13 protein-coding genes and 2 pseudogenes are annotated in these 19,709 nt (G+C 71.5%); 7 read left to right on the plus strand and 8 right to left on the minus strand.

Going from position 1 to position 19,709, the window contains the following annotated elements:
* Positions 1-110 precede the first annotated feature (110 nt).
* From ACFYW1_RS27730 to ACFYW1_RS27740, 3 genes are all read right to left on the minus strand, one after another.
* Entirely contained in the window at positions 111-1,562 is a 1,452-nt protein-coding gene (locus tag ACFYW1_RS27730) for a nicotinate phosphoribosyltransferase (RefSeq protein WP_388998789.1), read from the minus strand.
* The gene (locus tag ACFYW1_RS27735; RefSeq protein WP_388998792.1) at positions 1,532-2,185 is read right to left on the minus strand and encodes a CBS domain-containing protein; all 654 of its coding nucleotides are present in this window, start codon (positions 2,183-2,185) and stop codon (positions 1,532-1,534) included. Before ACFYW1_RS27735 ends, ACFYW1_RS27730 begins: the two co-directional genes overlap by 31 nt.
* Before the next feature lie 133 nt (positions 2,186-2,318).
* The gene (locus ACFYW1_RS27740; protein WP_388998795.1) at positions 2,319-3,746 is read right to left on the minus strand and encodes an MBL fold metallo-hydrolase RNA specificity domain-containing protein; all 1,428 of its coding nucleotides are present in this window, start codon (positions 3,744-3,746) and stop codon (positions 2,319-2,321) included.
* A gap of 196 nt (positions 3,747-3,942) precedes the next feature.
* Between ACFYW1_RS27740 and ACFYW1_RS27745 the strand changes: the two genes are divergently transcribed.
* Genes ACFYW1_RS27745 through ACFYW1_RS27755 form a run of 3 tightly spaced genes read left to right on the plus strand, consistent with a single transcriptional unit; the run spans position 3,943 to position 8,179 of the window.
* On the plus strand, positions 3,943-5,025 hold the full coding sequence (locus ACFYW1_RS27745) for a zinc-dependent alcohol dehydrogenase family protein (protein ID WP_388998798.1): 1,083 nt from the start codon (positions 3,943-3,945) through the stop codon (positions 5,023-5,025).
* Positions 5,022-5,792 carry an HAD family hydrolase gene (locus tag ACFYW1_RS27750; RefSeq protein ID WP_388998801.1) on the plus strand — a complete coding sequence of 257 codons (771 nt, stop codon included), beginning with the start codon at positions 5,022-5,024 and terminating at the stop codon, positions 5,790-5,792. Before ACFYW1_RS27745 ends, ACFYW1_RS27750 begins: the two co-directional genes overlap by 4 nt.
* Complete coding sequence (locus tag ACFYW1_RS27755) at positions 5,789-8,179, plus strand: glycoside hydrolase family 65 protein (RefSeq protein WP_388998804.1); 2,391 nt, start codon at positions 5,789-5,791, stop codon at positions 8,177-8,179. Before ACFYW1_RS27750 ends, ACFYW1_RS27755 begins: the two co-directional genes overlap by 4 nt.
* A 111-nt stretch (positions 8,180-8,290) precedes the next feature.
* Here the strand turns inward: ACFYW1_RS27755 and ACFYW1_RS27760 are convergent, their stop codons facing one another.
* A complete protein-coding gene (locus tag ACFYW1_RS27760; protein ID WP_388998807.1) occupies positions 8,291-8,914 on the minus strand; it encodes a CBS domain-containing protein in 624 nt (207 codons plus the stop codon).
* Between the two features lie 336 nt (positions 8,915-9,250).
* Between ACFYW1_RS27760 and ACFYW1_RS27765 the strand changes: the two genes are divergently transcribed.
* The 3 genes from ACFYW1_RS27765 (at position 9,251) to ACFYW1_RS27775 (ending at position 14,541) form a co-directional block, all read left to right on the plus strand.
* On the plus strand, positions 9,251-10,117 hold the full coding sequence (locus ACFYW1_RS27765) for a universal stress protein (RefSeq protein WP_388998810.1): 867 nt from the start codon (positions 9,251-9,253) through the stop codon (positions 10,115-10,117).
* A 7-nt stretch (positions 10,118-10,124) separates the two neighbouring features.
* On the plus strand, positions 10,125-12,704 hold the full coding sequence (locus tag ACFYW1_RS27770) for a cation-translocating P-type ATPase (RefSeq protein ID WP_388998813.1): 2,580 nt from the start codon (positions 10,125-10,127) through the stop codon (positions 12,702-12,704).
* A 91-nt stretch (positions 12,705-12,795) separates the two neighbouring features.
* Positions 12,796-14,541: a GAF domain-containing protein gene (locus ACFYW1_RS27775; RefSeq protein WP_388998816.1), complete on the plus strand. Its 1,746-nt coding sequence runs from the start codon at positions 12,796-12,798 to the stop codon at positions 14,539-14,541.
* On the opposite strand, the gene ACFYW1_RS27780 is transcribed toward ACFYW1_RS27775, so the two are convergent.
* The 3 genes and pseudogenes from ACFYW1_RS27780 to ACFYW1_RS27790 all read right to left on the minus strand — a co-directional run.
* Positions 14,538-15,239 carry a response regulator gene (locus ACFYW1_RS27780; RefSeq protein WP_388998819.1) on the minus strand — a complete coding sequence of 234 codons (702 nt, stop codon included), beginning with the start codon at positions 15,237-15,239 and terminating at the stop codon, positions 14,538-14,540. The two genes, ACFYW1_RS27775 and ACFYW1_RS27780, sit on opposite strands and share 4 nt — an antisense overlap.
* 51 nt (positions 15,240-15,290) lie before the next feature.
* Positions 15,291-15,896, minus strand: a complete 606-nt coding sequence (locus tag ACFYW1_RS27785; protein WP_388998822.1) for a CBS domain-containing protein — start codon at positions 15,894-15,896, stop codon at positions 15,291-15,293.
* A gap of 175 nt (positions 15,897-16,071) precedes the next feature.
* Positions 16,072-16,418: pseudogene (locus ACFYW1_RS27790) on the minus strand (IS5/IS1182 family transposase); the annotation flags it as partial.
* 10 nt (positions 16,419-16,428) lie between these two features.
* Here ACFYW1_RS27790 and ACFYW1_RS27795 point away from each other — a divergent pair.
* A pseudogene (locus tag ACFYW1_RS27795) lies at positions 16,429-17,015 on the plus strand (transposase family protein); the annotation flags it as partial.
* Between the two features lie 201 nt (positions 17,016-17,216).
* On the opposite strand, the gene ACFYW1_RS27800 reads toward ACFYW1_RS27795, so the two are convergent.
* On the minus strand, positions 17,217-19,286 hold the full coding sequence (locus tag ACFYW1_RS27800; protein ID WP_388998825.1) for an IS4 family transposase: 2,070 nt from the start codon (positions 19,284-19,286) through the stop codon (positions 17,217-17,219).
* Between the last annotated feature and the right edge of the window lie 423 nt (positions 19,287-19,709).

A 19,709-nucleotide genomic window follows, 5' to 3' on the forward strand; every position in this document is an offset into this window, starting at 1 on the left:
GGGCGTGCCCGGCACGACACTGACGGCCGTGGGCGTCATCAGCTCGGCGACACTTCGGTGCCTCATCCCCGGTCCCCTTTCCCGTGCCTCGGTCCCATGGCTGCCACCTCTCATGATCGGCCCCCGGAGGCGGGAGGAGGGCCGACCGGTCCCCGGGGACGCCCGTTGCCGTTCTGTGGTGCGGCTCCGGTCCTTTCGGCGATCCGGTGCCGGACGGTGGCCGTCAGGGCGGTCAGCCGGGCCGACACCGCGGGTGCGGGCGCCATCGGGGCCGCGATGCGCCGCGCTTTCTCCGGCAGGGCCGAGAGGTCGGCCTCGAAGCGGGCACGGGCGGCCGCCGGGGTGTCGGGGGGCTCCGTCCGGAGTCCGCCGCGCATCACGGTCCGCAGCAGCGGCTCCGTCCCCTCGGGCGGTGTCTCGTCGGCCAGGCCGATCACGTCCCGGAGCCCCGGGCCGCGGAAGACCTGCTTCGGACCCGGCGCGGTGACCTTGGCGGACGAGAGCTTCATGACGGGCCGGCCGTCGTACTCGACGAGTTTGTACGCCGCGTCCAGGTAGGGGGCGTCGGCGGCCGTGCCGACCTTCGTGCCGACGGCGTAGGCGTCGATCGGCGCACCCTCCCTCACGAACCGGTCGACGCCGTACTCGTCCAGGCCGCCGCTCGCGATGATGCGGACATCGGCCAGCCCGGCCGCGTCGAGTGCGGTACGGGCCCGGCGGGCCAGATCGCCCAGATCGCCGCTGTCGAGCCGGATCGCGCACCCCCTCCCGAGCCCGAGGGCCGTGAACACGCGCGCGGCCGTGGCCACTCCGCGATCGGTGTCGTACGTGTCGACCAGGAAGGTCACCGGCCCCGGATGGGTGCGGGAGAAGGCACAAAACGCCTCCTCCTCCGAAGGGAAGCTCTCGATGTACGAGTGGGCCATCGTGCCGACGGCGGGAATGCCGTACCGGCATGCGGCGGCGACGTTGCTGGTGCCCGCGAACCCGACCAGGGCGCACAGCCGTGCCGCCTGCATGCCCGCCTCGGGCCCGTGGGTCCGGCGCAGCGAGAAGTCCACCAGGGGCCGCCCGGCGGCGGCCAGCACACACCGGGCCGCCTTGGAGGCGACCGCCGTCTGGTGGCACAGCAGGGACAGCAGGTACGTCTCCACCAACTGGGCCTGCGGCAGCGGGGCGGTGACCTCGAGCAGCGGTTCACCGGGGAGGACGATCCGGCCCTCCGGCACGGCCCGGACTTGACCGCCGAAAGAGAGGTCGCACAACGGTTCGAGGTCCGCCGCGGGGCGCCGCATCGCTTCCGCGAACTGCTCCGCGTCCGAACGGCCCACTCTGAAGCGGGAGAGGCAGTCGAGTGCCGGTTCCAGCCCCGCGGCGACCAGGAACCCGCGCCTCGGGGGCAGGGCGCGCACGAAAAGGCTGAACGTGGCCGGTGCCCGCATGCCCTCCCGCAGGTACGAGAGCGCCATGGTGACCTCGTACAGGTCGGTGGACGTCACTTCGGGGACGCCCCGGGGACGGCGCGCCCCGGCTACGCGTCGGCGTCCGCGGTGAGCTCGCATCGTACGTCCACCACCCCTTCGACAGCCCGCGCCAGCCGAGTCGCGACCGGGACGAGCGTGCTGTCGCGCACGTTGCCGGTCAGGGTGACGACACCGGCCTCGGCGCGGACGTCGACCCGGTTGCGGGACAGGGGGAACACCTGCGCGATGACATCGCGACGGACCTCGGTGGCGAGTTCCTCGTCCGGACGGAGGAAGACCTTGAGCAGGTCGGCACGGCTCACGATGCCCTGGAGAGTGCCGTGGGCGTCGACGACCGGCAGCCGTTTGACGCGTCGGGTGGCCATCAGCCGGGCGGCCTGCGGCAGCGGGGCTCCGGGACCGACGGTGACCGCGGGCGAGGTCATCAGGTCCTCGGCCCGGTCGGAACCGGCCTTCGCGGTGGCGTCGGGCCTCCGCAGCTGCTCGATGAGGCCGAGGCGATGGTCGTGGAACTCCTCCTTGAGAATCAGGTCCGCCTCGGACACGACTCCGACGACACGGCCCTCCCCCTCGACCACGGGGAGCGCGGTCACCTTCCACCGTTCCATGGTGGCGGCGATCTCCTTGAATTCCGCGCCGGGCCGGACGGCGACGACCTTCTTGGTCATCACGTCGGCGACGGTGAACGGCCGGGGGGCCATGGCTGTCTCCTTCGTCGGGCACGAGCCGGGTTCCGGACCGACGACCGGCCGGCCCTTCTCCCACAGCCTCTCGTGGGAGGCACGGAGGCCGGGAGGGCCGCGCAGGTCACACCGAGGGGCCGAAGGGCCCGGGTCAGCGGACCAGAACGGCCTCACCCGAGCGGGGCACGACGGCCGTCCAGCCCAGTTCGTGATCGATGCGGTCGCGCAGGGCCTCGGACGCGGCCGGTTCGCCGTGCACCAGGTACGTGGTGCGAGGGGCGGGGGCACCTCGGAGCCAGTCGATGACCTGCCCCGCGTCGGCGTGGGCGGAGAAGTGCGGTACGTCGGTGACCTCGGCCCGTACGGGCACGTACTCGCCGAACATCTTCAGCACGCGAGCACCGTCGACCAGATCCCGCGCCCGGGTGCCCGCCGCGGCGAATCCCACCACGACCACGGCATTGCGCGGGTCCGGGAGCAACCGGCGCAGGTGGTGCAGGACCCGGCCGCCAGTGGCCATGCCGGCGGAGGAGACGATGACGGCGGGGCCTGGCCCGCTGTTGATGTCGATGGACTCCTGAACCGTCCGGGCGGCGAGGAAGGGTGCCGGACTCAACGCGGCCTCTCCCCGGGTCAGGATCTCGGGCCGCAGCTCCGGGGACCGCTCGCGCACGGCATCGCGGTACACGTCGAGCGCGGCCAGGGCCATGGGGCTGTCCACGTACACGGGCACCGACCGGGGCAGCATGCCGCTCTCGCGCAGTCCGGTCAGTTCGTGCAGGACGACCTCGGTGCGGTCGATCGCGAAGGCGGGGATCACGACGGTCCCGCCGCGGGCGAGGGCACGCGCGATCACGGAGGCGAAGGCCGACCGCCCCGATTCCGGGTCGTGCCGACGGTCCCCGTACGTCGACTCCAGAAGCAGCACGTCGGCTCCCGAGAACGGTTCCGGGGGCAGCAGCAGCGGGTGACCGGGGCGCCCGAGATCGCCGGAGACGGCCAGCGTGTGTCCGTCCTCCAGGGTGAGGCCGACCCAGGACGAGCCGAGGATGTGCCCGCCGCGGTGCAGCATCAGCCGGATGCCCGCCATGATCCCGACGTCCTCGTCCAACGGGACCGGATCGAAGAACGACAAGGTCTTGTCGACGTCGGTTTCGTCGTACAGCGGCTTCGCGGGGCGGTGTTTCGACCAGCCGTGTTCGTCGGCGTGCCGGGCGGCCTCCAGCTGGAGCCCGGCGCTGTCGCGCAGCACGATCCCGGCGAGCCGGGCGGTGTGGGCGCTGGCAAGGATCGGCCCGCGGAAGCCCTGCCGGACCAGGCGTGGAAGATGACCGCAGTGGTCCAGGTGGGCGTGGGTGACGACCACGGCGCGGACATCGGCGGCGGCACGGCCCAGGGGCTCCCAGTTGCGTCGGCGAAGGTTTGCGAAACCCTGGAAGAGACCGCAGTCGAGAAGGCGCCGCGCGTGGTCGCTCTCGACCAGGAACTTGCTGCCGGTGACCGTTCCCACCCCGCCCAGGAAGCTGAGCAGGGCAGGACGCGGCACGGCGGCCACCGGGCTCGGGACTGCCTCGGACATGGCGGGCCCTCCTTCGTCACCCGGGCCGGTCGTACCGGTCCGCATCCACCCTCACCCCCTCCGGGACGGCGCGGCATGGGCCCGAGAGGGTCCTCCTGGGGGCCGACCGGCCCATGCACACCGTCCGGGCACGGCGGCAGCCTGAGGGTGGGCTCGGTGGGACGAACCCCACGGACGCCAAGGGAAGGCGGCTGTCATGAAGGCTCTGGTGTTCCAGGGGGCCGGCGGCATCGCGCGGCAGGACGTGCCGGACCCCGGCATCGAGGCCGCGTCCGACGCGATCGTCCGTGTCGACGCGGTCACCATCTGCGGCACCGACCTGCACATCGTCAAGGGGGACGTGCCGGCGGTCGAGCCCGGTCGCGTCCTCGGCCACGAGGCGGTGGGCACGGTGGTCGAGGCGGGCGGCGACGTCCGCACGGTACGACCGGGCGACCGTGTCCTGATCTCCTGCGTCTCCCCCTGCGGGCGTTGCCCGTTCTGCCGCGAGCGCCGCTACGGGCAGTGCCGGGGCGGGGGAGGCTGGGTCCTCGGACACACCGTCGACGGGACACAGGCGGAGTACGTCCGAGTGCCCTTCGCCGACCTGTCCGTCCACCCCCTTCCCGACGCGGTCGACAGCTTCGACGCCGTGCTCCTGGCCGACATCTTTCCCACCGCCTACGAGGTCGGTGTCCTCAACGGCGGCGTGCGGCCGGGGGACACGGTCGTCGTGGTCGGCGCGGGGCCCATCGGTCTCGCCGCGATCGTCACGGCGCGCCTCTACAGCCCGGGACGGATCGTGGCCGTGGACCTGTCGGAGTCCCGCCTCGCCGCCGCCCGCAGCCTGGGTGCCGACGCCACCGCGACGGCGGGGGAAGGACCGGAGCAGCTCGTGGCCGACCTGACCGACGGCCTGGGCGCCGATGTCGTGATGGAGGCCGTGGGAGTCCCGGAGACCTTCGAGATGTGCACGCGGATGGTCCGGCCGGGGGGCCGGGTCGCCAACATCGGTGTCCACGGCGGACCGGCGGCCCTCCACCTCGAAGACCTGTGGATCAAGGACGTCACCATCACCACCGGACTCGTCGACACGACATCGACGCCCATGCTGCTGCGCATGATGGCGGCCGGCCGGCTTCCCGCCGGGGAACTGATCACCCACCGGTTCGAACTCGGGCAGATGGAGGAGGCGTACGACGTCTTCGGCCGCGCCGCGGGGACCGGGGCGATCAAGGTCGTGCTCGGCGGTCCGCAGCACACGGCCGTCGAGACCGCGCGCTTCGCGGGCGCCGGATGAACGGCCGTGCCGGCTTCCCGCGGCCGCGGGGCGTCGTCCTCGACACCGACGGCGTGCTGCTCGCCTCCGCCGCCGTCCACGCGGCGGCGTGGAAGGCCGCGTTCGACGCCTGCCTCATGGAGTGGACCCCCGGGGAGCGGAGCGGGAAGCCGTTCGACGCCGACGTCGAGTACCGCCGGTTCGTCGACGGCAAGTCCCGGTACGACGGGGCCCGGGCGTTCCTGACGGCCCGGGGCATCAGCCTTCCCTCCGGCGAACCCGACGACCCTCCCGGCTGCGACACGGTCCGGGCCGTGGCAGCCCTCAAGGAACAGGCGTTCCAGGACACCCTGCGCAGGAAACCGGTCATCCCCTTCGAGGACGCCGGGCGGGCACTCACCGCCCTGCGCTCCCTCGGCGTGCCGTGCGCGGCGGTGTCGGCGTCCCGGCACGCCCGGGCACTGCTCACCACCGCCGGACTCGACCGGCTCCTCACCGTCGTCGTCGACGGCGAGGACATCGCCCGGCTCGGCCTCGCCGGAAAACCGGACCCCGCGCTCTTCCTGCACGCCGCCGGTCTCCTCGCCACCCGCCCCAAGGACTGCGCGGCCGTCGAGGACGCGCTCGCCGGAGTCTCGGCGGCCCGCGCCGGACGCTTCGGGCTCGTCGTCGGCCTCGATCGCACCCTCGACCGGCACCACACCGCAGCGCTGCGGGAACAGGGCGCCGACATGGTCGTCGCCGACCTCGCGGAACTGCTGGAGGCGGTGTGGGGGGTGCGTCCATGACCACGGCACGGATCTGGCGGTACGACGAATACGACCCGGCTCGGGAACGGCTGGTGGAAGCGCTCTGCACACTCGGCAACGGCAGGTTCGCCACCCGCGGTTCCGCGCCGGAGTGCACCGCCGACGCATTCCACTACCCGGGCACCTACCTCGCCGGCTGCTACGACCGGCGCACCTCCCTCGTCGCCGGCGAGCAGGTCGAGAACGAGGACCTCGTCAACCTGCCGAACTGGACGCTGCTGCGCTATCGCTGCCTCCCGGACGACAGCCCCCCGGGAGACTGGCTCACCCCGGACTCCGCGCAACTGCGCCATTACGGCGTACAGCTCGACCCGGGCCGGGGCGTCCTCACCCGGCGCCTCTTCTTCCAGGACGCCCAGGGGGGTGGTCTGCGGGTCGGCCACCTGCGGATCGTGCACATGGGAGACCCCGGGCTCGCGGCCCAGCTCACCACCTTCCACGCGTACGGGTGGACCGGTGCCGTCGAGGTCGAGGCAGCCCTGGACGGCGCCGTCACCAACGCCGGCGTCGAGCGCTACCGCCACCTGGAGAGCCGCCACCTCCTCGGCCACCGCAGTGGTTTCGAGTCCGACGGGACGGCCTTCCTGTCCTGCCGCACGAGCGACCCGGGCCACCTGATCGCCCTGGCCGTACGTACCGAAACCCGCCCCGAGTGCCCGGTCCGGGCGATCACCACACCGACCGGCACCGTCCAGACGTACCGTCTGCCCCTGGGCAGGGGCCGTTCGGCGAGCGTGGAGAAGACCATGGCCCTGCGCACGTCGCTGGACCGCCCCCCGGGCGACCCCCTCACCGAGGCCGTCGGGACCGTCACCCGCGCACCGGCGTTCCCTGCGTTGCTCGCCACGCACCGGGCCGCCTGGCAGCGGCTCTGGGAGGAGGGCGAACTGCACGTACCGGGAGAAGCGGGCCACATCCTGCGGCTGCATCTGTTCCATCTGCTGCAGACGCTCTCCCCGCACACGGCGGAGCTCGATGTGGGCGTTCCGGCCCGCGGCCTGCACGGGGAGGCGTACCGGGGACACGTCTTCTGGGACGAACTCTTCGTCCTGCCCTACCTCGACCTCCACTTTCCCGAGGTGGCCAGGGCCCTGCTCATGTACCGCCATCGCAGGTTGCCGGCCGCCCGCGCGGCGGCCCGCCACGCCGGGCAGCAGGGCGCCATGTACCCCTGGCAGAGCGGAAGCTCGGGGAGGGAGGAGACGCCGGAGATCCACCTCAACCCGAGGTCCGGACGCTGGCTGCCCGACCGCTCCCGGCTCCAGAGGCATGTCGGATCGGCCGTCGCGTACAACGTCTGGAAGTACGCGCAGGCCACCGGGGACCACGGCTTCCTGCATGCCGAGGGCGCCGAGATCCTGCTGGAGGTCGCCCGGTACTGGGCCGGTTCCGCCACCCTCGACCCGGCCTCGGGCCGCTACCGCATCCGTGGGGTGGTCGGGCCCGACGAGTACCACGACGCCTATCCGGGCGCGACGGCTCCGGGCATCGACGACAACGCCTACACGAACGTGACCGCCGCCTGGGTGCTCGCCCGTGGCCTCGACCTGCTGGACGGACTGCCCGCCGCACGGCGGGCGGAGCTGCGCGAGCGACTCCTGCTCGACGACGGGGAACTCGACCACTGGGACGATGTGTCCCGCCGCCTCCATGTGCCGTTCCACCAGGGCGTCGTGAGCCAGTTCGAGGGCTATGGGGAACTGGCGGAGCTCGACTGGGAGGCGTACCGGGCACGTTACGGGGACATCCGTCGGCTCGACCGCATCCTGGAGGCCGAGGGCGACACCGTCAACCGCTACCAGGCGTCGAAGCAGGCCGACACCCTCATGCTCGGCCACCTCTTCCGGCCCGAGGAGCTGTCCGAACTGTTCACCCGGCTCGGGTACCGGCTGGACGACGGGATCTGGCGGGCCACCGTCTCCCACCACCTGCGGCGCACCAGCCACGGTTCGACCCTCAGCAGCCTCGTCCACGGCTGGGTGCTGACCCGTCAGAAGGGCCCCGACGCCTGGCCGTACTGCGAGGAAGCGCTGGTCGCCGACGTGGCGGACGTCCAGGGCGGCACGACGGGGGAGGGCATCCACCTCGGGGCCATGGCAGGCACGGTCGACCTGGTCGAGCGAGGGATCACCGGCCTGGAGGCGGGACCGGACGGGTTGCGGGTGGCACCGGTGGCGTTGCGGGAGCTTCCCAGGTTCGCCTTCACCCTCTGCTGCGGCGGTCACCGCGGTGTACGGCTGCGGATGCTGCCCGGCCGTCTGGGGATACGGGTCCCCGCCTCGCCCAGGGGGGCGCTCGCCGTCGTGCTGCCGGGAGGACGACGGGCCACCGTCGCATCGGGGGAGGAGCGGTGGTTCCGGCTGTGACCGTTCGCCCCCGGATCGACGGCGCCGTGACGGCGTCCTCGACCAACGAGGTCACGAGCGGACGGGGCGGAGAGCTACCGGACACGATTCGTCCTCTCCGGGCGCGGTCGCTCACCCGGAGAAGTCGTGCACCGGGCGCGTGGACGGGGTGAGGCGGGTGTCGTCCTCGCGGGCGGACAGCCGGTCCACGACGGCGACGACTCCCTCCACGCGCTCGGCGAGCCGCAGGAGCAGTACGGCCCGGCTCCGTCGCCGGACCTGCCCGACGAGGGTCACCACCCCGTCCAGTACGTGCACGTCCACCGCGTCCTCGGGCGGATCGGCGGCATCCGCGAGGACCTCCTCCCGTATGCGTCGCCGGATCTCCGTGTCCGGGCGGAGGAAGACGCAGAGCAGATCGCGGCGGGTCACGATGCCCACCAGCCGTTCCTCCTCGTCGACCACGGGCAGGCGCTCCACCCCGCGGCGCACCATCAGCCGGGCGGCGTCCGCCCCGGCCTCCTCGGCGTGCACCGTGACGGCCGGCGCGGTCATCAGCTCCCGGGCGGTGAGCGCCCGCCGGGCCAGGAGATCGCTCCCGGAGACCACCCCGACGACATGATCGTCCTCGTCCACGACGGGCAGCCCGCTGATGCCGTGCTCGGCGAGCAGCTTCGCCATCTCCCGGAACGTCGTCTCCGGGAGGACGGAGACCACGTTGTCGGTCATCAGGTCGCCGACCTTCACGTGCTTCATCGCGGGCCTCCTGTTCGCGTCGTCGCGGTGGACCGCCCCGTGTTCCCCACCGTCCACCGTCCGCCGGGCGTCCGCGAGGGGCCGAACGGTCCTTCCACCGGCCCGACCGGTCCTCGGCCCGTTCCCCGCCGCCCCCATGGGACCTTTGGCCCCACCTGTGCCCCCAGCGGCCCTCTGGACCCCGCAGGCCGGGTGCGAGGGTGGGAACAATCCGGTGGACCGACGAGGAACCGTGGTCGGCCCCGGACACCTGGGACCGGCTCCCGCCCGGCTGCGGCACGCCCACCGCCCAGTGGAGCCCGTTCCCGGGCGCGGGCCCGGAGAAGGGAGCACATCATGACCTCCGGAGCGGAGCGCCGAGGCATCGTCGTCGGTATCGACCCCGTGCGCGACGGGCACCTTCCCCTGGCCTGGGCAGCCGATGAGGCCCATCGGCGCCGACTGGCGCTCCGGCTCGTCGTCGCCATACCGCCGCCGCACGACACACGGCGCGACGGCGAAACTCCCGGGCACCGGGCACGGACCCAGGCGGGGAAGGACACGTTGCGAGCCGCGGCCGACTGGGCACGGGCCCGGCAACCGGAGGTGGACATCGGCTCCGTGCTCCTCGGCGGGTCCCCGGCCGCGGTGATGGCCGGACTGTCACAGGAGGCCGCCATGGTCGTCCTCGGCTCCCGCCACCTCAGCCGCACCGAGGAGTTCCTGAGCGCCGGCTCCCTGGTCGTCCCCGTCACCGCGCAGGCACGGTGCCCCGTCGTCGTCGTGGGCGACGCGGAACACAGCACACAGGATCCGTCCTACCTCGTCGTCGGTGTCGACGGCAGCGAGTCCTCCCGGGCGGCCCTGGCCCTGGCCTTCGAGGAGGCGGACCTCAGACACTGCGCGTTGCGTGCCGTCGCGGTCTGGCAGCCGCCCGTGTTCTCCCTGCACAGGAACGACACGCTGTTCCACACCGAGCGCCGTCTGCTCGCGGAGACCACCGCGGGCTGGGCGGGGAAGTACCCCGACGTCCGGATCACCCACGAAGTGCTCGTCGGCTCGCCCGTCGAGACGCTCGCGGAAGCCGCCGAGCACGCCCTGGCCGTCGTCGTCGGGCGTCGGGGCCGGGGCGGCTACACCGGGATGCGGGTCGGTTCCGTCGTCCACGGGCTGCTGCACCGCGCCCGATGTCCCGTGATCACCGTTCCCGCTCCTGCCGGGTGAGAGAGCGATGCCGAAGCCGGCAGCCGCTCGGGCACTTCCGTCCGGCACCTCGGCAGCGGGTCTCACCGAGGCGGAAGCCGCCCGACGGCTCGCCGACACCGGGCCCAACGAGGTGGCCGCCGGAAAACCGGTGCGGCTCCACAGCCGGGTGCTCGCCCAACTGCGCGATCCGCTGATCATGGTGCTGATCGGGGCCGTCGTGCTGACCCTGGCGATCGGCGACCATCCCGACGCGATCGTCATCGCCCTGGTCGTCGTCGTGAACACGACCGTCGGCGTCGCGCAGGAGATCCGCGCGGACAACGCCGTCGCCGCCCTCTCGGCCCTGAGCGCGCCGCACGCGCGCGTGCGGCGCGGCGGAGTCGTCCGCGACCTTCCGGCCTCCGGGATCGTTCCGGGCGACGTACTCGTCCTGGGCGAGGGAGACATCGTCGCGGCCGACGCCGAACTCGCGGAGGCGTCGGCCCTCCTGCTGGACGAGTCCGTGCTCACCGGGGAATCGGCCCCCGTGGACAAGGCCGCCGGAGCCGCACTGGGCGCGGGCACGGTCGTCGTACGGGGTCGGGGCGTGGCCACCGTCACGGCGACGGGTGCCGCCAGCGCGCTCGGCCGCATCGCAGCCCTCCTCGACGACCGTCACGAGCCGACCCCACTGCAACGCCGGCTCGCCTCCCTCGGGCGCGTCCTGGCCGCCGTGACACTCGCCCTGTGCGCGCTGGTCCTCGCTCTCGGCCTGGTGCGCGGCCTGCCCCCCGGCACGATGGCGGTCACCGCCATCAGTCTGGCCGTGGCCGCCGTTCCCGAATCCCTTCCCGCCGTCGTCACCCTCGCCCTCGCCCTGGGGGCCCGGCGCATGGCCGCCCGGCACGCCCTGGTGAGGCGGCTGCCGGCGGTGGAGACGCTCGGCTCGGTGTCTGTCCTGGCCACCGACAAGACCGGCACCCTCACGGAGGGGCGCATGGCCGTCGAGTACGTATGGACACCGTGGACGAGCGCCGAATTCACGGGCGTCGGCCACGAGCCCACGGGGGAGGTACTGGTCGCGGGGAGACCGGCGGGCGAGGAGGAACTCGCCCCCGTGCGGAAACTGCTGACGGCGGCGGCCCTGTGCAACGACGCCACCCTGCGCCCACCGGACGCCACGACTCCCGACGGCCGCTGGACAGCACTGGGCGACCCCATGGAAGCCGCCCTGCTCACGGCGGCGGCCAGGGCGGGCTGCCCCCAGCCGGCGGAACTGGCGGCGACCTTCCCCCGGACCGGCGAAGCCCCCTTCGACAGCCTGCGCAAACGCATGACCACCCTGCACGCGGCCGAACAGGGCCGGGTGCTCGTCTGCCTGAAAGGGGCCCCCGAAGCCGTACTGGTCCCGGGCGTACTCGATGCGCCTCCCGACACCGTCGCACGAGCCCGCAGCAGGGCGGCGAGGCTCGCCGCGCGGGGCCATCGCGTGCTCGCCGTGGCGTCGGGCGTACGGGACGACCTGCCGGAACCGTGCACCGCTGCGGAGTCGGGGCTCGAACTCCTCGGCCTGGTGGCGCTGAGCGACCCCCCGAAGCCGCACGCCGCCCGGACGCTCGCCTCCTGCCGCGCGGCCGGCATCACCCCCGTCCTCATCACGGGTGACCATCCGGCGACGGCACGGGCGGTGGCGGACCGGGTCGCACTTCTGGGCGAGGGTGCCGAGGCCGACGGCCGGGTCGTCACCGGCGCGGACGTGGCCGCAGGGCGCGTGGCCGACCTCACCACCGTCCGGGTCTTCGCCCGCACCGACCCCCAGCAGAAGCTGGACATCGTGGAGGCGTGGCGCGCACGCGGCGCGGTGACCGCCATGACCGGCGACGGCGTGAACGACGGCCCCGCCCTCCACCGGGCCGACATCGGCGTCGCCATGGGGGAACGAGGCACCGAGGTGGCGCGGCAGGCGGCGGATCTCGTTCTCACGGACGACGAACTCTCGACGGTCGTGACGGCCGTGGAGGAGGGGCGGCGCGTCTACGACAACATCCGCCGCTTCCTGGTCTACGGGGCGGCCGGTGGCGCCGCCGAGATCCTGGTCATGCTGATCGGACCACTGCTCGGACTGCCGCTTCCCCTCCGGGCCGGCCAGATCCTGTGGATCAACCTGCTGACGCACGGCCTCACCGGCGTCGCCATGGGGGCCGAGCCGGCGTCCCCGGGCACGATGCGACGACCACCACGACCGCCGGACCAGCACATTCTCGGCGGCGGGGCCTGGCAGCGCCTGCTTCTCCTCGCCGCCGTCGTCACGACCGCCACGCTCGGCGCGGCCCTCGCCGCCCGGACGCTGGACCTCCCTTGGCAGAGCGTCCTGTTTCTCGCCCTGCTTGCCGCGCAGCTCGGCGTCGTCCTGGGACTGCGCGCCAGACTGCTGACCGGCAGGAACCCGTTTCTCCCCCTCGCGGTCCTGGCCTCCGCACTCCTGGCCGCCGCAGCCCTGTACGTCCCGTTCCTGAGCTTGGTCCTGGAGACCGAACCACTCGGCTGGGCGGCCACTGGCATTGCCGCCGCCTGCGCACCGGTCGGATTCCTCGCGGCGCGACTCGTCCGGACAGCGTTCCGGTGAACGGGCCCGGCAGGAACGGCCGGGGCATCCGGACTACCGTGAAACCGGGTGGGGCAGATGCCGTGCGTGCCGGACGAGACCGGAGGCTCCGATGGTTCGGGAAAGAGCTGGATCCGCGGACACACGGCTGCCACGATTCCGGCTCGACGAGCTGCTCGACGAGCTCCAGGTCCGCATCGACGAGGCGCGGGGCACCAGGGACCGTCTCAACGGGCTGCTCGCGGCCGTCATGTCCGTAGGCCGTGAACTCGACCTGCCTCAGGTACTGCACGGCATCGTCCGGGCCGCGGTGACCCTGGTCGATGCCGAGTACGGGGCGTTGGGCGTCATCGGCGAGGACCGGAAGCTCTCCGCATTCCTCCCCGTGGGCATCGACGACGATCTGCGACGGCAGATCGGGGACCTGCCGTCGGGACACGGCATTCTCGGCGAACTGATCCGCAACCCGGAGCCGCTGCGCCTGCCCGAGCTGTCCGAACATCCCGCCTCGTACGGTTTCCCGGTGCACCATCCGCCGATGCACTCGTTCCTCGGTGTTCCCATCAGGGTTCGCGACGAGGTCTTCGGCAACCTCTACCTCACGGAGAAGCGCGGAGGAGCCGACTTCGACGCCGAGGACGAGGCCGTCGTGGCCACCCTGGCCGGCGCCGCCGGCATCGCGATCGAGAACGCACGGCTGTACGAGGAGGGCCGGCGCCGGCAGCGATGGCTCGCCGCGAGCTCCGACTTCACCAGCGCCCTGCTCTCCGGTACGGAGGAGACCGAGGCCCTGGGCGGGATGCTGGAGCAGGCGGTGGACATCGTCGGCGCCGACACGGGGATCTTTTACCCGGTGGGCACGGTCGGTGAGCTGCGGGGCGCGCTGGCCCGGGGCGAGGATGCCGACCTCCACCGGGACCTCGCCCTGCCGGGCGGCGAGGGCACCCTGGCGGCTGTCGTCCTGGCACAGGGGGAGGGACTGGTCGCGGTGGCGGACGTCGGGAGCGACGAGCGGGTGACGGCACGGCCGGAATGCTGGAAGGGCTTCGGCCCGGCGGTGGCGGTCACGGTGGCCACCAAGGAGCGGCTGAGCGGCGTGCTGCTCCTCGCCCGGCGCGGCGGACGGACGCCCTTCACGGACGCCGAGACTGCCGCCCTTCCCGGATTCGCCGGACAGGCGGCCCTGGCCCTCGAACTGGCCGCCCGCCGCCGCGACGCCGAACAGGCGGCCCTCCTGGAGGACCACGACCGAATCGCCCGCGACCTGCACGACCTGGCGATCCAGCGGCTCTTCGCAACCGGCATGACACTGCAGAGTGCTCGGCGTTTCGTCGAGCATCCGGAGGCGATGGACCGGCTGACCCGGGCGATCGACGACCTGGACGCCACGATCAAGATCATTCGGTCGACCATCTTCGGCCTCCGGGAACACGACGATCCCAGCACCGCGCCGAAGCTCAGGAGCCGCATCGTCTCGGCGGTGGACTCGGCCGTGCCGGCTCTCGGGTTCACCCCTGCCCTGCGCATGGAGGGGCTGCTGGACACGGACGTGCCGGTCGAGGTGGCCGACGCCGTCGTCGCGGTGATCGGTGAGGCGCTCACCAATGTGGCTCGGCACGCCGGTGCGGGTGCGGCTGAGGTCGCCGTCCTCGCAGGGAAGGGGAACCTGGTCGTGACGGTGAGTGACGACGGAGTGGGTATCCCGCGGAGCCGGACCGACCGGGGCCTGCGCAACCTCTCCGAGCGGGCCGGGCGACTGGGCGGTTCGCTGTCCGTTCTCCCCCGGGCCGGACCTCGCGGCGGCACCATGCTCGAATGGCGCGTCCCCCTGGTGCCGGACGGGAAGGAAGGACCCTAGCCCTCCTCGGCGTCGTGCTCAGGGGCATCGTGTTCGTGGGCCTGTGCGGCGATCACGGCCGCTTGCACCCGCCGTTCCACTCCCAGCTTCCCGAGCAGCCGCGAGATGTGGTTCTTGACCGTCTTTTCCGACAGATAGAGCCGTTTGGCGATCTGCCGGTTGGTGAGCCCCTCGCCGATGAGTTCCAGGACCGAACGCTCGCGCCCGGACAATGCGGCGAGGCGTTCGTCCTCCGGGGGCTTCGCAGCCTCGGGCTCCCGAAGGGAGCGCATGAGCCGGGAGGTGGTGGCCGGATCGAGCATCGACTGCCCGGTCGCCACGGTGCGCACCGCCGAGACGAGATCGGAGCCCTTGATCTGCTTGAGGACGTACCCCGCCGCCCCCGCCATGATCGCGTCCAGGAGCGCGTCCTCGTCGTCGAACGAGGTCAGCATCAGGCATGCCAGCCCGGGCATCCCGGAGCGCAGTTCCCGGCACACGGTGACCCCGTCGCCGTCGGGCAGCCGAACGTCGAGGACGGCCACGTCCGGCCGCAGGGCAGGCCCCCTGGCCAGAGCCTGGGCCGCAGTGGACGCCTCGCCCACCACCCGCATGTCGGGCTCGTCGTCGATCAGGTCACGGAGACCTCGCCGCACCACTTCGTGGTCGTCCACGAGAAATACCCGGGTGGGAGTACCGGTTGCCGTCAGATCGGTCATGGTGATCCCTGCGGTCGATGGGCACGTAACCGCCCCCACAAGGATTGTCCGTCATGGGGCCTCCTCGTGGGCGCCGAGTTCCATCCGGACGTCCACGACACCCTCCACGGCCCGCACGGCGCGGGCCAGGAGCGGTACCAGCGAGCGGTCGGCGAGCGTCCCCCGAAGGACGGCGACCCCGTCCAGCACCGAGACGTCCAGCCCCTCCGCAGCAGCGGGTCCGCCGAGTACGCAGCGGCGGATCTCCTTCTCGATCTCGTCGTCCGTGCGAAGGAACACCTTGAGAAGGTCGCCGCGGCTGACGACCCCCTCCAACATGCCGAGACCGTTCACCACGGGCAGGCGCTTCACCTTCCGCGTGGCCATGATCCGTGCCGCCTCGGCGAGTGTGGCGTCCGGATGGACGGTCACGGCCGGACTCGACATGAGTTCGCCGGCCCGCAGGGCCCGCGCCTTGGCCGCCTGCGCGAATCGGCCGGATCGGGGATCGTCGTGCCGGAACTCCTCCTTGGGCAGGAGATCGGCCTCGGACACGACTCCGACCACACGTCCTTCCCCTTCGAGGACGGGCAGGGCGCTCACCTTCCATTCGGCCATGAGGGTGACGATTTCTTTGTAGGACGCGTCATGGCCGACCGCGACGGCGGTATGGCTCATGACGTCGCTGACGGTGCGAGGGGAGCCAGGCGGGCAAGACATCGGGGACCTCCTCTCCCGCACTTCCCATTCTCGTCCCGGGCATGGCGGCGGGGAGGGCCGGACGGTCCCTTCTCGTGGGAACCGGCCCCGGGCCGCCGTCCGACGCTCTGAGAGGTCGTTTTCGTTCGATACTTTATCCGTGTATGGGATATTCTGTGGCTTTCTCCGGGTCGTGCCAGGAGATGGTGTTCTCGCTGGTGAGGCGGCGGACCATGAGGTCGGTCACGGCAATGTGGATCACGGCTTCGGAGCGGGTGGGCAAGGTTTCGTGGTCACGGGCCGACCGCAGGTCCGCTCGACCGCCCACCGCTTCGGGACCGGGGTGAAGCCCCTGCTCCCGGGCTTGCGGGCGGTGATCTCCGTGTCGGTGCCGAGGGTGGCGGCATGCTCGACGAGGTGCCGGCGGTCTCCGCCGTCGGCCCACACCTTGCGGATGGCCGGATGGCCGGCAGCGACCTGGTCGAGCAGTGCGGTGCCGGCCCAGCAGGACCGGTTCGCCGCCGGGTTCCGCATCGGCATCGCGACGGTCCACCGCTACAGACGCGAGGTCATCGACGTCCTGGCCGCCCTCGCCCCTGCTGGCCGAGGCGATGAAGACCCTCCGGACCAAGGCGTTCGTGATCCTGGACGGCACCCTCCTGCCGATCGACCGGAGCGCCGCCGACACCCAGTACTACTCCGGGAAACACAATCGCCACGGCATGAAGGTTCCAGGCCCTCACCGATCTGTTCGGCCGACTGGTGTGGGCGTCCCCCGCCCTGCCCGGGTCCGCCCCCGACCTGACCGCCGCACGGACCCACGGGATCATCGAAGCGCTCGCCGCGGCCGAGTTGAAGTGCTGGGCGGACAACGCGTACCAGGGAGCCGGCCACTCCATCCGCGTCCCGTTCCGAGGCCGTCGGCTTCAGTGGTGGAAGCGCCGGCGCAACAGCAGTCACGTCAAGATCCGCTGCCTGGTCGAGCAGACCATGGCGGTCCTGAAGAGCCGGCGACTCCTACAGAAACTCCGCTGCAGTACCAACCGCATCACCGCGATCGTCCGGACAGTACTCGTCCTCCACCACGCATCAGCGTGAGGTGGGAAAAGGCTGCATGAACGAGTGACAGCGCGTCGGTCAAGGTGAAGCACTTGAGGGCTGAAGAGGGGATTTGGTCCGTGGCTGGTCCGGGAGTACTGGTCAGGAGGGGGTGGCTGTGGGATGAACTGGGAGTCGGCGTGCAAGCGGCTCGGTCGAGAGCGGACTCGGTGAAAGGCGCCCGACGGGTGAAAACCCAGGTCAGGCGCCTTTTTCCGTGCGTCTAGAAGAAGCCCAGCTTCTTCGGCGAGTACGACACGAGGAGGTTCTTCGAGTGCTGGTGGTACACGCCCCGTGTGGCTGCTGACCAGCGGAAACGGCCATGATTCGGCCTGGCTGTAGGCGGTTGGTCCGCGTATGGCCCGGATCTTGGTCGGCACGGAGTGGGTCCCTGACCGATGGCCCGTGGCGGCGGCGAGTTGGCACACAAACGCGGGGCGGGCCGACGGGCCGCCACCGAGCATGCCTTGATCCAACGCGCCACGAGAGAGAAGGCCGCCAGGGCTTACACGAAAAACAAGACTCCCGCGCTTCAGCTACTCGACCGTACCCGTGAGAAGTGTGTGGAGCTTGACGGTGAAGTTTCGCATGGGGCTTGCCCCAAGGCCGGGTAGTTAACGTTTTCGCAGGTCGCGCAAGGGGTGTTGGGGTCCATGCAGTGGCGGCGTAGAGGCCGGGGCCAAGTTTGTGGATGAGGCCGGTCTCGGCCCATCTGGAGAGCTGCCGATACATGGTCTCCATGGTGATGTCGCCGAAGTGGGAAGCGATGTCACGGGGGCGCCAGAGGCGGGTGGGGTCTTCCTCGAGCAGGCCCAGGATCCGGTGACGTCGGCGCTCGGCGAGGGCTGTGTGCCGGTCGTCGCGGGAGATGGCGGGGAGTTGAGGGTGCGGTTCGCGAGGTTCGAGGACGCTGATGTCGAGACCGGGGATCGTGCGGCTGGTGTCGGGCCTGCCGTCGTCATGGCGGGTGCTGTAACGGGACATCGGTGACTTGACCTTGCGGGTGCTGACGCGCTGCCGTCGGGGCGGCAGGAGACGGGCCGGGATCCGGTGCCCGATCAGCCCGACGCGGCCGACATCGGCGGGGTCGGTGATGACGGCGGCGGCCTGGACGACCTGGTCGCGGGCGGTCTGGAGCGCGATGGTGAAGCAGCAGCGGTCCGGATCGGTGCCGGGCAGCGACTCGGCGGCCTCGACCATCATGGTGCGCAGGGCCTGGTAGAGGGTGAGAAGGGCCCACATCTCCTGTTCGACGCCGGCCGGGTCGCCCGAGCGCAGGACGCGCCCGTTCGTGATCGTGTGGCGGAGCGCGTAGTACGCAGATTCGTGTTCCCATCGCTGGTGGTAGAGGCTCACCAGCGCGGCCGCCGGGTATCGGCGGGCGTCGGTCAGAGTGGTGACCAGCCTGTAGGAGCCGGTGAAAACGGTGCCGTCCGTGCAGGTCACCGTGATGTTCGCGTCGATCACACGTACCTTCACGGCGGCGATCACCGACAGGTATGAGCCGTCGGCGAGACGTGTCAGGACGGGGGTACGCCGGTTGCTGCGGAGTCGGCCCAGGAACTGGGCGCGGGTCGCGGTGACGGAAGCGAGGAAGTCGTTGCCGTCGAAGCCCTTGTCCCACAGGACGAGCATGTCCGGCCGCAGCAGATGCAGTAGGCGCGAGGCATAGCTGGTCTCGCCCTTGGCGGTGGGTCCGAACACTGCGCCGATCAGGGCCCGTGTCCCGGTCTCGACCAGCGTCATCAACTCCAGTGTGGGATAGCCGTGATGGGAGGTTCGCCCCAGCCAGGCCCTGTTTCGCCCGGAGTCGGGGACCTTCTGCGAACTGCAGCCGTCGAATGACACAGTCCGGTACGGCCCGAACCGCACACCGGGTGTCGTCGGCCGTGCCAGAGGCCCCGCGAGAACCTCGAATAACGCCCGCACCGGCGCACTGCCCAGTCGTCGGCGCAGATCACGCAGGGCCTTCGGCGTCGGGGAGGCCACCGGCACTTCGGCCAGCCCGGCCGTCAGCTTGTCCCAGACCAGCCGGTAGCCGACTTCAGGGAACAGACACATCGCGAGCAGGAAGTAGATCCCGATCCGCGAAGGAAGATCGCGCAGTCGTCTCTGCACCGAGCGGGTCTCCGTCAGGACCGCGTCGATGAGTTCGAACGGCACGACGGGCGTCAGCTCGCCCAGATGCCCGGGTGCGAACCGGCCCGCGGCCACTGTGACCGTACGGGTGATGGCCATCACCGAGGCCGGCAGGACATGATGAAACGGCAACGGAGCTCCTCGAGTACAAGCTGTCTTGGACGACTGCCTGTACCAACGAGCTCCGTTGCTCTTGCGTCGGAAATCTTTCAACTGGCGCACATGACCTGCGAAAACGTTAACTACCCGGCCTTGGGTCAAGGCCCCGCACCAGGCCCGTCCAGGTGCCAGCTCTTGGCTGAACGATGTGACCTCGGCTGAAGCTGCTCGTTAGAAAGGGCGGGCCATCCGGCGCGGACCAGGTGGGCGTACCAGAGGAAGGTCGTCTCGGTCTTCGTCAGCTGCGAATGCGTCCGAAGGCAGGCGGCGGTATCTGTGCAGGAGATCGGCAAGATGCTGGGGATCAACCTCGACTGCCGACACCAGGGCGGCCAACAGCTCTGCTCGGGAGGTGCGTTCACCAGCCGCAGCGGCCGCGCGGACCAGGACGTTGAC

It is taken from the genome of Streptomyces sp. NPDC002669 (genome assembly GCF_042889165.1).
Lineage (GTDB): Bacteria > Actinomycetota > Actinomycetes > Streptomycetales > Streptomycetaceae > Streptomyces.